Raw genomic sequence first — 13,293 nt, forward strand, 5'->3', positions numbered from 1 at the left:
CTATATATCTTGCCACTAATGGTAAAAACTAAAGGGAAATAAGTTGGATTTTGTTGAGAAGAGGGGAGAAAAGATGAAACAATTATTCTTTTTTCTATTCATTATTTTTATCATTTTTTATAGTAGTACCATTTATCACCATTTGAAAAAACCACTGCCAAGGGGATTGTCAATGGAAGGCGTTATTCATCAGGTGAAGGATGTTGAACTATTAACAGATTTAACCTACAAAAATAACCAAAAGAAAAGAATGGTTCAGCATGAAATAATTAATTCCATGATAAAGGAAGTAGAGAAAGCAAATGAATTTATCATAATTGATATGTTTTTATTTAATAAAGATACAAATGAAGACCAGCAATATCCAAAGTTAGTAGAAAAGTTTACAGAAGTGTTAATTAAGAAAAAGCAAGAAAAACCAATGATAAATATTATTTTTATAACGGATAAAATTAATACTGTGTACGATTCTTATCCGTCAGAAGAATTTAAGCAATTAAAAGAAAACGGAGTGAAAGTGATAGAAACAGAGCTGAATGACTTGCGAGATTCTAATCCACTTTATTCTGGCTTTTGGCGTATGTTTGGACAGTGGCTAAAAACAAGAGGAGATGGTCATCTACCTAATTTGCTTGCAAAAAGCGCTCCAAAAGTAACAGCTATATCCTATTTAGAATTACTTAACATAAAAGCAAATCATCGGAAAGTCATGATTACCGAAACAACAGCGATTATCTCGAGTGGTAATATTCATAATGCAAGCGGTTATCACTCTAATGCTGCCTTTAAAGTGCATGGGAATATCCTTAACGAATTGCTAAAAAGTGAGGAGAGTGCAGCAAGATTAAGTGAACCGATTGATTTGCCGAGAATAAAAGAACAAGCTGAATCGAAAAGTGCTAATGTGAAAATTCAATTATTAACTGAAGGGAAAATTGGTAAGCATATACTACAGGAAATTAAAAATACCAAAAAAAGCGAAACGATTTGGATAGGCATGCTCTATTTAGCAGATCAAAAAGTAATCAAGGAAATAAAGGCAGCTGCTAAAAGAGATGTAAGGATATATATAATATTAGACCCAAATCAAAATGCATTTGGCAATAAAAAAATTGGCTTACCCAATATCCCAGTTGTTGCTGACCTAAGAAAAGCAAAAGCCGCAAAAAACATTCACATTAAATGGTATAACACAGGAAAAGAGCAATTTCATCCGAAACTCTTATATATAGAAAGATTGAAAGATAGAGAAAGTATCATTATAAGCGGTTCAGCCAATCTTACGCAAAGAAATCTTTATGATTTTAATTTGGAAACAGATATAAAAATAATTGCCAACCATAAAGAAAAAATTATGAGAGAAACAAAGACCTATTTCCAAAAATTATGGGGAAATGAACAGGCTCTTTTTACAAAAGGGGTAGATAAGCAAAAAAACTTCCCCATGTTTCGCTATATTATTTATCGTTTGCAAAGGATACTAGGTTTTACGACTTATTAATTTAATTAATAATTTCTGACCCTTTTCAAATAATAATATTACGGAAATGGAGGGAAAGATAATGAATAAAAAAGAAATTTTAACTTCATCAGAGCTTGCAACATTATGGATGACATATCAAGAAAAAACAATGTTTCTTCGAGTCGTTGAATATTTCCATGCTGTTAATGAAGAGAAGAAAGAGAAAAACTTCTATGAAAGTCATTTAACCAAGTTAGCAAAAGAAATAAAGAAAATAGAAGCGATATTGATAGCGGAAGGTGCAGTTATTCCACATGGATTTTCTGACCAAGATGTAAATAAACAAGCTCCACCTTTATTTCAACCAACCTTTGCCTTGCAAATCGTAAGAATGCTCGCAGAAATAGGCATGGGACTACATGCTTTACATTTAGCAAGATCCTATCGAAAGGATATAATTCGTTTATACCAAGAATTATCAGTTACAACCCAGCATTGTTATGAAGAATGTACAGAACTGCTAATAGAAAAAGGAGCATTAAGCCGCCCACCTCAAGTCGCAATGCCTGAGCAAGTAGAAGTGGTTGTTAGTACGGAGTATTTGAAAGGCACAAAGATATTAGGAGATAAAAGGGTTTTAAATACGGTAGAGGTTTCTTTTCTCTATCAATCGATTCAAAGCAATAGTATTGGTCAACAATTAATAACTGGTTTTGCTCAAGTAACAAAAGATCCTGAGTTAAAAAAATTTTTTACGGAAGGAAAAGAACTATCCAAAAAAATCATTGCGAAACTTTCCAAGAAATTAACGGATGATGATATACAAGTTCCCTTAGGGTGGGTTGGTAGTCCAACACTTTCCACGACTGCCCCATTTTCCGATAAATTAATGCTATATTGTATAAGTTTATTTTGTAGTTTTGGACTTGGCAGCAATGCTATTGGTACGACCTTCAGCTTACGCAAAGACTTGTCAGCAACCTTTATTCCACTTATTGCAAAGATTTATGATTATGGAGTACAAGGTGCAGAGTTAATGGCAAAAAAAGGATACACAGAAGAGCCGCCAGCAATGGAGAATCGTCAAAATTTAATAAACAGAAAATAATTCATTCCTATTTAAAGGGAATTGCATTTTACTTATCAGTATATAGAAATAGTGCTATGATATACCATATAGATGATCTTGTTAAAGGGAGATGGCACTATAGTGACTGGATTTTTCAGTTTGGAAAAAGATTTAGCACAAAAAATAAATAAACTTATGGAAATGAGCAGGAGATTTTCAGAAAGAGCAAAGGAAATAGATGAAACTGCATCATTTCCCTTTGATAATGTAAAAGAATTACAGGAATCAGGTTACACAAGTTTAACCATACCAAAGGAGTTTGGCGGACAAGAAATCTCATTATATGAATTGGTAAGATTACAAGAAGTGATTGCCCAAGGCGATGGATCTACTGCTTTATCCATCGGTTGGCATATGGGAATCGTAAGAAATATCCAAGAAGCAAATTGGAATAAAGATACATTAACAGAGGTATATGAGAACCTATTATCTGGTTCCTTAATTAATGGAGCTGCGACAGAACCGCAAACTGGCAGTCCCACTAGAGGTGGAAAACCACAAACTACCGCAGAAAAAAAGGGCCAGAGTTGGGTTATAAATGGACATAAATCCTTTACAACGATGTCTCCTGTTTTAGATTATTTTCTTGTAACGGCATCCATAAATGATACAGACGATGTAGGGAATTTCTTAATTCCTAAAGAGTGTAGAGGCATTCGTATAGAAAACACATGGGATAGCATTGCTTTAAGAGGAACAGGAAGTAACGATGTTTATTTTGAAAATGTGGAAATTCCAGCTCGTTATTTTGTCGAAAAATTAGATAGTCGAAAAAAAATTAATCCCTGGCTTCTGCATATTCCGGCATGTTATATAGGAATCGCTGGTGCTGCACAAAAAGAAGCAGTTACTTTTGCGAAAAACTATTCTCCAAATAGTATTAAAGGAACAATCAGCGATATTCCGAGCGTAAGATCCAAAATAGGGGAAATAGAGTTAAAAATGCAAACGGCTAAACACTTTCTATATTCCGTAAGTAAAAAATGGGATGAAGCAGATAAAGAGCAGCAATCCCATATGCTGCCAGAATTAAGTGCTGTTAAATTAGTGGTCACGAATACTGCCATTGAAGTGGTAGATATAGCAATGCGTATCGTCGGCGCACGCAGCCTTTCTGCAAAAAGTCCGCTTCAGCGCTACTACCGAGATGTACGCGCAGGCTTACATAACCCACCAATGGATGATATGACGATTGAGCAGCTGGCACGAAAGTCGATAAATGAATATTAAATAATATTTCAAAGAAATCTGGGAAAAAACCTATCTATCGCAAAAGTCGAGCGTCCTTCTCTGCATGTCGCTATTTTTTAAGGTTGTTCAGTGTGCGAATAATTACCGCCAATTTCTTTGTGGAAAGAATAAAAATCCCGAACAATTATACAGAATTTTAATTGAAAACGACGGATAATTAACTGGTTATAAATGACGGCTGGAATACTAATGTCCAGCCGCCATAAACAGATGTTTAGCTAACTTTTTCCCTATCAACTTTTATTTTATTTGTCCGATAATGGCGTAGAAAATGATTTTCTATTTTAAATGAACCATTTATGTATCTTTTTAATCCAATCACTGCCAATTCCTCTATCAAAATTAAACCAAGAAAAGCATAAATGAAAATACTCAATAAAAATCCCTCCTTCAGCAGGTTTATAACTTCTATTTCAATTCCTTTTTTTCCGAAAATCAAAACAATGGACTATCATAAAATAATATGAACATCTATATTTTTAAGAACATAAATATAAATAGTAAATTCCAATAAAAAAATAGTGCAAAACGATTGAAAAATATAGAAGAATAACGCATAATCAAATCTTGAATAATCATTTTTATGAACATTAAACACATTTATGTAAAAAGTGTTTTATCTATATAAGATATAAAATAAACATATAAAGGGAGATGGAAGATGAAAATAAGAGTTTCTGCCGTACAATACAAATTAGAAAACATTAAGTCATTTGAAGAATTTGCTAAACAATGTGAGCATTATGTTCGAACAGCGCTTGAATTTGGTGCAGAATTTGTTTTATTTCCTGAATTTTTTACAACACAGCTGTTATCTATGGGAGATGAAAATAACGCCTTAACAATCAATGAGCTCCCTGGATTTACGGAGCAATATCAGGAATTATTCAGATCATTTGCTGTGGAAACGGGAATGCATATTATCGGTGGAACTCATGTTATTCGCAGAGAAGATAAATTATTTAATGTAGCTCATTTGTTTTATCCAGATGGAAGAATAGAAGAACAAGCAAAACTTCATATCACACCTACAGAAGAATATGAATGGAATATGGAAAAAGGGGACTCCTTCCGTATTTTTGATACAGATAAAGGAAAAATTGCCATTCTAACTTGTTATGATATTGAATTTCCAGAAATTGTCCGTATGGCAAAAGCAGCAGGAGCAGATGTGATTTTTTGTCCATCTTGTACAGATGATCGTCATGGTTTTCATCGTGTTCGCTATACTTGTCATGCAAGGGCCATTGAAAATCAAGTATATGTAGTTGTAACAGGAACAGTTGGAAGCTTAACGAATGTGGACTTTATGCGAGCCAACTTTGGGCAGGCAGCAGTCATTACTCCTAATGATATCCCATTCCCCCCACAAGGAATTCTCGTTGAAGGGGAATTAAATAATGATATGATTGTAACAGCAGATTTAGATCTTTCCTTATTATATGAAGTAAGAGAAAAAGGTTCTGTCACAACATGGAGAGATAGAAGAACAGATCTTTATCCAGACTGGAATTCGACTGTGGAAGGATGATTACTGCATGATCTTTAGTGAGTTTTTTCTTTATGATGAGGAAAAACCGATTCGATGTACGGTCCGAAATTATCAAGAAAGAGATTTTAACGAACTAATTGCTATTCAAGCAGAATGTTTTCCTGCCCCGTTTCCAGAAGATCTCTGGTGGAACGATGAACAATTAGCAAGTCATCTTGCTTATTTCCCACAAGGGGCAATCTGTGTGGAAGTGGAGGGAGAACTTGCTGGATCATTAACAAGTTTCCGTACAATTTATGATCCTGAACATTCCCAGCACACATGGGGGAAAATAACCGATAATGGCTATATTACCACACATGATGAGAATGGAAATGCATTATATGTAGTCGATATTAGTATCCGGCCAAAATATCGTAAGCTCGGTTTAGGTAAAGTGCTAATACAAAGTGCCTATTATTTAGTTATACACTTAGGCATAGAGCGATTGCTGGGCGGTGGAAGAATGCCAGGTTACAGAAAAGTGGCCGACAAACTTTCTCCCGCAAAATATTTAGACTATGTGATGGCAGGCAAATTGCAAGACCCTGTTCTAACGTTTTTACTGCGATGCGGAAGAACGCCAGTAACGATATTGTCTAACTACTTGGACGATGAAGATTCTTTAAATTATGCAGTATTAATGGAATGGAAAAATCCCTTTCAAAACATATAAAAATAGCGAATGTCTTATTTGATCTTTGAGGAGTGAATAGATTACTCCTCTTAAGATCGAGTGAGACATTTTTTATATACGGCTTATGGTGGAGAAATTCCCTGCTAATAAGAAAACACCTACCAATAATCGGATAATAGTCTAGAATTCCATATTAAAAACTCCTCATTCAAAATTTGTCTTAAGTTAATCAATTTCCCCATTCCTATAAAAATCTCATAACAAAATATCCTCTAACTATTGACACTTACGTTGCGTAATTCTTTACAGTAGCAGTTGAAGGAGGTACAAAAAGATGAATAGGAGAGTAAAAAGAGTAGCTGAAAAGCGGGATATAATTTTCCATAAACTTGCAGCCTTTGTGATCTATCTCCCGAATCTAAAAAAGTATAAGTAAAATTAATGAATGGTATGGCATTTTTAATGAAAAACTTGCCAAATACTATCCTGCTCCCTTTATGGATAGGTCCAATCCATATTAAAACGATTTATCAAAAACATTAATCAATATGGTAATGGATTAGCAAAATTTACGACTGAAGCGATAAGTATTCAGATAATAAAAAAGGTGGTAACAATGAAAATAGTAATCGAAAATACAACCGAGCAATATGAAAAGTTGTTCTCTATGGAGGATGAAAAAGAAAACTACTTTCGGTATTCCATGATGAAACCTTTTGAAAAAATGTGGAATACTATTAATGTTCCTTTAAAGGCTAATCAATCTAATGGATATGACGTAATAATGGCTGCAAAAATGCTTGGATATCTTGATGTTACGAAAACCGAAATCGGAAAGATAGCGTTAGAGAATTTAAAGAAGATTCATGCACTTCAAACGGCATATGATACCTTGAATCACTGTACTGATTTTATACAAGAGAAGAACTTAGAAATAAATAATGATGAATTGAAATTTGGAATGTATATTGCTGATCCTAAAAAGCTAGAATTACAAAAAGGTTATTGTGGCTTTGGGGGAATTCCAGGGTTTATTCAAGTGGCAATTTTCCCTAACTCCTATAATATACCTAAAATCCCTGCTGTCATTGCACATGAATTTCATCATAATCTCCGTTTTTCTTATTTTGATTGGGATCATGGTAATGTTACAGTTGGAGATTACCTAATTATAGAAGGTTTAGCAGAGTCATTTGCAAAAGAGTTATACGGAGAAAGCAATTTAGGTCCTTGGGTTACTTCTTTTCATAAAGAAGATTTAGAATACTCAATCGGAATAATAAAAGATGCAGTAAATGTTAAAGGCTTTGCTGAGGTTAGCAGTTATATGTTTGGTGACACCATTGCAATAGAACAGGGATATCAACCTGTTGGGCTATCACCGTTTGCGGGATATGCAGTTGGATACCAAGCAGTACAGTCCTTCATGAAAGCTAATAATGTGGGGATAAGAGAAGCAACCTTACTTAGTGCAGAGGAAATACTAAACAATTGTAAACTGTTTTCCTGATATCGTTTTTATCTATGAAGGGTGGGACATAAGTATTTCAATCAAATATACCCCGATCAATTATACGTACACACTAAAAAATATTCGTATAATTGTTCGTGGTTTTATTAATTTTAGAAAGAAGGTTTGTGGTAATCATCCGCAGCGTGAATACACTTCGCTTTCCATGGGGCGTGTGCCAAGCCTCCCAGCCACTTTTCTTGTTTAAGCAATTCATAAATGATTCTATTTGAAAAATAACCAATACGTTAAAGGAAAAGAAATAATAACCAATATGCTCAATCTACTATACTTTAAGATTCTTGATTGGAAGGAGAGTAAACCTGATTATAGATTCTTAGTAGAGACTACTTTTCTATCCTCTCCTCATTGCCAAAAATATCCGTACAGTTGCTAATTACAAAATTTTTTATAAAGTCCCTGAATCATTTTATTTAGACGTTGGTTGAGATTACACTTTTGAAGCCTTTAGAGAAAGAGTGTATTTACTTAGGATAACGTAAAGTTAAAAAGAAATCAAAAACGTTGTAGTTACTTTCGGAAAAATATAACGAATCACTTCCCAGGAGGGTTAAAAACTGTTTACGAATGGATCTATAAAGAAATTTATGGTGCTGACTTTTCCATCTTGGCTAATGCTATGGAAAAGTGTATATTTTAACCCTCTTTCCACATTATTTTCCGATTACCATATAGATTGTAATTTCTTTTATTTAAAAAGCTTCTTATATAGAAAGAAGCAGCATAAAGGGGGAAAAAATCTTTTAGCATTAAAACGGGGTAAAAAAACGTAAAACAAAAAATAATATTTGACATGTAATTAATTAAGTTATATATTATTAAATGGTTAATAATTAAGAAGTTAAACATTTATTTGTAAAGTAATTTAAGAAAGGATGGGGGATAGGTGCATAATGGCGAAGAGCTTTTTGAAGTCACTGCGATGTTTGGCAATTTTATTAAAAATATAACTAGTGACTTTAATAAAAATAGCAGTGATTTAAATATTACTCAATATAAATTGCTTTTTCATTTAGATAAGGTAGGATCCCTTAATGTTTCAGATCTCGCCAAAAGTGTACACATTACTAACGCTGCTGTAACAACCATAACTGATCAGCTATTGGCGGATGACTATATTACAAAAGATCGATCAAAGACAGATCGAAGGGTAGTCAATATTACCATTACCGATAAAGGAAGAACTATCGTTAATAATATGAAAAAAGAGCAGCAGAATAAAATGAAGGAACACTTTCACAAGCTAACAGAGGAAGATATTCAACATTTAAAACGTATCTTTAAATTATTAAACGAGAATTTCTAATATTTTATAAAGAAAAGAGAGAATGCAATGGAACATTTAACACAAAAGAAAAAGCTGTCGATTATGATTGCAATCATGGCAGCGATGTTTTTTGCAGCGATTAACCAAACAATCGTTAGTACTGCAATGCCGAAAATCATTTCGATCCTTGATGGGATGGACTATTATACATGGACCATTAATATTTATATGCTCACATCCACAATTGCCACAGTGCTTGTTGGAAAGCTATCCGATATGTATGGACGTAAGCCGTTCTTATTAATTGGGATATTATTATTTATGGTTGGTGCTTTCTTAACAGGTACTTCCAATGACGTATTTCAATTTATTGCATACCGCGGTATCCAAGGGATAGGTGCTGGTATTATTCAATCTTCCGCTTTTACAGCAGTTGGTGACTTATTCCCGCCTCGTGAACGTGGAAAATGGATGGGATTATTAACGGCTGTATTTGGTTTCTCCAGTGTACTTGGCCCTCTATTAGGAGGATACTTAGTTGATCATTTAGATTGGCACTGGTTATTCTGGATTTTCCTACCAATTGGAATTATTGCATTTGGTATGATTATGGCACTATTCCCTAAAGTAGAAGGAAACGGAAAACAAAGTATTGATTACATTGGATCCTTATTTATGACTGTCGCAATTGTTCCATTATTATTGGCCTTTTCATGGGCAGGAACAGAGTATGCATGGGGATCCGTACAAATTCTCGGATTGATTGCAGCAAGTATTGTTTTTGCTATTGTGTTTGTATTGGTGGAAAAGAAAGCAAAAAATCCAATTTTACCATTACATCTATTCAAAAATAATATTGTTACTGTTTCTAATATAATTGGTTTTATTATGAACTTTGGAATGATGGGTGCCATGATTTATCTATCTTTCTTCGTTCAAGGTGTATTAGGGATATCTCCTACTTATGCTGGTTATGTAACAATGCCAATGTCTATTGTTATGGTTATCTCAAGTACCATTATAGGTCAGTTAATTTCAAAAACAGGGAAATACAAACGTTTTGCCTTAATCGGGGTTCCAACAATGATCGCTGGTATGGCCATTATGATTTTTATGAATAGTGTACCAATGGCGATTTTAAGTATGATTGTATTTGGTTTGGGACTAGGTATTGGTATGCCGGTATTTTCAATTGCTACTCAAAATGCCGTTTCCCATAAAGAATTGGGGGTAGTAACTGCTTCCACTCAATTATTCCGTAATCTAGGTGGTACAATTGGTATTGCGGTCATGGGTACAGTTATGGCAAATAATCTTAAGACAAACTTGCAAGATACGATGCAAAACTCGCCAGTAGTAAAAGATTTAGCAACGTTAGATCCGAAAGTAACAGAGCAAATGGTTGGTTTCGCCAATCCACAAGCATTGATGAATAAACCATTACTCGAACAGACAGAAGCAAATTTACCTGCAGATGTACAACCAATATTTGCGCAAATGATTCAAGGAATCAGAGATGCATTAGGAGATACATTATCAACGGTATTCTTAACTGGAACCATCGTCCTAGTTGTTGCGTTTTTATTAGTTTTCTTCTTAAAAGAAATTCCTTTACGAACATCTAATCAAGCAGCTCCTGAAGAAAAGAAGGAAGAAGATATCGTTTTAAATAGACAAAAATCTTAATACAAATGTGATTTTAGGCTGTCTCCAATAATTATTGGAGACAGCTTTTTATTTGCTTATTTTAGGACAAAAATACAATTCATACCCTATTTTTGGAAAAACCAGAAGTTTTCTCGCACAACCTTTTTTCTGTTATAATAAGTTATAGTATTAGAATGAAAAAAGTAGGGATGTTAAATGAAAATTATCTGTTTTGGAGATAGCTTAACAAGAGGTGTCTCATTTGTAAAAGGTAGGATAAGAATAATTAAAGACAATTATCCCGCTTTACTTGGAAAATTATTTGCCTTAAATAATTCAGAAGATACAATTGTCTTAAATAAGGGTGTATTTAATGATAATTCTGATTTATTACTAAAGCGATTGGAAAAGGATGTGCTTTCTGAGGAGCCGAATTATGTTTTATTAAACGTAGGCGGGAATGATTGCAATTTTCAATGGCAAGAAGTAGCCGAGGATCCTGATAGTAATCATGAGCCGATTGTTCCGATTAATCAATATATCGAAAACATTGCTCAAATGGTCACAAAAATGAAGCAATCTAATATCACGCCAATATTGTTAACTTTGCCACCACTGGATCCAGTCAGATATTATAAATCAATTGCAGATAGATATGGTACAGCAATTAGTCATTGGATTAGCTGCTGTGGCGGGATAGAGCATTGGCATGGTTTATATAATTTTCATTTAAACAAATTAATCGAGCAATTAAATCTTCCAAGTATAGATGTTCGCTCAGCTCTTAAAAAGGCTGGGAATATTGCTGATTTCATTAGTGATGATGGAATTCATTTAAATGCTGAAGGCTACAAGAAAATGAGTTATTTTATTTTTGAGGAGATGAACCGATTAACCGGCAGTCATCAAGAACAATTATCGTAACTTGTCTTTTTTGCAAGAAAATAGTGGAATTAGTTTTCATATACACTGGCTATGGAAAATTTTTGGAATTTGCGATAAGATAATGGGACAAGCAGTCATTAATAGGTAGATTTAAATAGTGGAGGAAATACAGATGAGCACATTGTACGAAAAAATAATTGAAGTTTTGCAACAAAAAGGCCCGACAACCCTTTCCGCTATTTTTAATGAATTAAATAGTTATTTAGGAGAGGAAGATACACCTATTTCTATGTCCTCCATAAAGTCTGTACTTTCTCGAAAAAAAGACTTGTTTGAGGTTTATGATGATATAGTATCGATTCATCCAGCAAAAGAAATTACAAAATTAATTGTTGAATATAAAGTAAATCAAGAACATTCTTTCAGTATTCATATTGATTTCGATCTTCGCAACTACTTAATTCAAGAATGGAGTCAGTTTCCGATTGTGATCCCACCGGTTTTTAATAAAATTGAGCCGGAAGAGTTTGATGCTTTAAGGATGGAATTATATCGCTTAAAAATGTGGGATTGGGAAGAAGAGCTGCTAGGAATTGAAACGGTTAAATGTACTGCTCGATTGGTTACTGTGACCACGACTTATACGGTTGATTTAGTGAATATGCAATCGAAGGAATGGAGACAGCTGCAGAAAATGATTTCTCTTTTTACCGATTTAGAATTATTGCTTAAATAAGTTAAATCGATTTGGAAGGATGATTGATAAATAAACGCAGTTTATTGTCCTTTGAAAAATGCGGTTATCTAAAGAGGATAGCCGCAAACATTCATTTATAATAGGAATAAAAAAGCCAACAATTATATGCATCTCTGTATAATTGTTGGCTTTATTTTGTTTAATATTTAGAAATGGTTTGTTTTCTAGATTGTTTTATACGAGCCATTAGGTGCAAAATATAGGGAGTGTTTAGCGATACATAGTCCATAATCCAATATCTTCAAAGCCAATTTTTTTATAAATTTTACCAGCATCAGGATTATCGTAAAATAAGCAGACAAACTGTTTTTCATCTAATACATCATTAACTAGGGCCGTCATTAGCTTGCTTGCCAATCCTTTATTTCTGTAGTCTTTATGTGTACAGACGCCGACAATCATTGCTGAATGGGAATTTTCTGCTGTAGTGGAGACAGTTGATATAATTTCTCCTTTATCGTTTTCAAGAAAATATGTCCGCCCGGTTTTAGTCTCGATCGCTTTCTTGAGCATATCTCTTGAATCATCTGTTGTAATAAATTCATCAATAGAATTGCGCAATGCGACAATGCGATCAATATCATTAAGACTAGCCTGTTTGATCATTTTCGTTTTTTCAATTTTTCGTTTTTTGCCGCATTGAGCAAAATAAGTTACTCTTTTCCTTCCTAATTTTAAAGAAGGATGGTTTTCAAATTTTTCTACTAAATCCGCTCTTCCTGATAGTGTTACTGGATTTGAATTGGTTTCCATTAGAGCCGCAAAAGCTTGGACGTCAAAATGATCTTTATCGACAGAGTAAAATATATAGCTTTTATAATATTTGAGAAGCACTGCTTTTATCTCTCCGCTCTGGAATTCTCCCCAAAGTCTTTGAAATTCTGAATGATACCCAAACGCTTCAATATCGCCAATAATAAAAAGATTCATCGAAGGGTCTTGAAGTAAAAATTTCATCACCTCAGCATGATCTTGTTCTGTAAGTTCTCGAATCATTGTATGACCTTCTTTCTGCTTTCTGAAAATAGTTAATTGTAAGTTTATCATAATATTAAGAATATATATAGATGTGAAAGGGTAAAAATGGATAATTATTATATGTATTTTACAGTGTGAAAGAGATAGACGAAGTAAAAATCCAATCCAGCTTTGCTGACAGCAGGATTGGATTTTTTTGTAGCTAGCAAATACTTCAC

At 33.7% G+C, this 13,293-nt stretch carries 12 protein-coding genes; 10 read left to right on the forward strand and 2 right to left on the reverse strand.

The window, feature by feature from the left end:
* Window positions 1-73: 73 nt before the first annotated feature.
* The 3 genes from NSQ92_RS10120 (at window position 74) to NSQ92_RS10130 (ending at window position 3,821) form a co-directional block, all read left to right on the forward strand.
* Window positions 74-1,501 (forward strand): phospholipase D-like domain-containing protein, encoded by a 1,428-nt coding sequence (locus NSQ92_RS10120; RefSeq protein ID WP_251687232.1) that lies wholly within the window; start codon window positions 74-76, stop codon window positions 1,499-1,501.
* A gap of 61 nt (window positions 1,502-1,562) precedes the next feature.
* Window positions 1,563-2,570 carry a DUF3231 family protein gene (locus NSQ92_RS10125; RefSeq protein ID WP_341152747.1) on the forward strand — a complete coding sequence of 336 codons (1,008 nt, stop codon included), beginning with the start codon at window positions 1,563-1,565 and terminating at the stop codon, window positions 2,568-2,570.
* A gap of 156 nt (window positions 2,571-2,726) precedes the next feature.
* Entirely contained in the window at window positions 2,727-3,821 is a 1,095-nt protein-coding gene (locus NSQ92_RS10130; RefSeq protein ID WP_061798997.1) for an acyl-CoA dehydrogenase family protein, read from the forward strand.
* A 235-nt stretch (window positions 3,822-4,056) separates the two neighbouring features.
* Here NSQ92_RS10130 and NSQ92_RS10135 read toward each other — a convergent pair whose 3' ends face one another.
* Window positions 4,057-4,218 (reverse strand): hypothetical protein, encoded by a 162-nt coding sequence (locus NSQ92_RS10135; protein ID WP_156485421.1) that lies wholly within the window; start codon window positions 4,216-4,218, stop codon window positions 4,057-4,059.
* 285 nt (window positions 4,219-4,503) lie between these two features.
* Here NSQ92_RS10135 and NSQ92_RS10140 point away from each other — a divergent pair, with 285 nt between their 5' ends.
* The 7 genes from NSQ92_RS10140 (at window position 4,504) to NSQ92_RS10170 (ending at window position 12,076) form a co-directional block, all read left to right on the forward strand.
* Window positions 4,504-5,373 carry a carbon-nitrogen hydrolase family protein gene (locus NSQ92_RS10140; protein ID WP_047943523.1) on the forward strand — a complete coding sequence of 290 codons (870 nt, stop codon included), beginning with the start codon at window positions 4,504-4,506 and terminating at the stop codon, window positions 5,371-5,373.
* Window positions 5,374-5,380: 7 nt separating this feature from the next.
* The gene (locus NSQ92_RS10145) at window positions 5,381-6,049 is read left to right on the forward strand and encodes a GNAT family N-acetyltransferase (protein WP_095320074.1); all 669 of its coding nucleotides are present in this window, start codon (window positions 5,381-5,383) and stop codon (window positions 6,047-6,049) included.
* Window positions 6,050-6,626: 577 nt separating this feature from the next.
* The gene (locus NSQ92_RS10150; protein WP_061798898.1) at window positions 6,627-7,520 is read left to right on the forward strand and encodes a DUF2268 domain-containing protein; all 894 of its coding nucleotides are present in this window, start codon (window positions 6,627-6,629) and stop codon (window positions 7,518-7,520) included.
* 907 nt (window positions 7,521-8,427) lie between these two features.
* The gene (locus NSQ92_RS10155) at window positions 8,428-8,847 is read left to right on the forward strand and encodes a MarR family winged helix-turn-helix transcriptional regulator (protein WP_341152748.1); all 420 of its coding nucleotides are present in this window, start codon (window positions 8,428-8,430) and stop codon (window positions 8,845-8,847) included.
* A 27-nt stretch (window positions 8,848-8,874) separates the two neighbouring features.
* On the forward strand, window positions 8,875-10,494 hold the full coding sequence (locus tag NSQ92_RS10160; RefSeq protein WP_047943526.1) for an MDR family MFS transporter: 1,620 nt from the start codon (window positions 8,875-8,877) through the stop codon (window positions 10,492-10,494).
* Between the two features lie 177 nt (window positions 10,495-10,671).
* Window positions 10,672-11,379, forward strand: coding sequence for an SGNH/GDSL hydrolase family protein (locus NSQ92_RS10165; protein WP_061798894.1), 708 nt, complete (start codon window positions 10,672-10,674; stop codon window positions 11,377-11,379).
* 133 nt (window positions 11,380-11,512) lie between these two features.
* Entirely contained in the window at window positions 11,513-12,076 is a 564-nt protein-coding gene (locus tag NSQ92_RS10170) for a hypothetical protein (protein WP_047943528.1), read from the forward strand.
* Between the two features lie 231 nt (window positions 12,077-12,307).
* Here NSQ92_RS10170 and NSQ92_RS10175 read toward each other — a convergent pair whose 3' ends face one another.
* A complete protein-coding gene (locus NSQ92_RS10175) occupies window positions 12,308-13,093 on the reverse strand; it encodes a GNAT family N-acetyltransferase (RefSeq protein WP_061798892.1) in 786 nt (261 codons plus the stop codon).
* Window positions 13,094-13,293 lie beyond the last annotated feature (200 nt).

Source organism: Niallia sp. FSL M8-0099, from assembly GCF_038006945.1.
GTDB lineage: Bacteria > Bacillota > Bacilli > Bacillales > Cytobacillaceae > Niallia > Niallia circulans.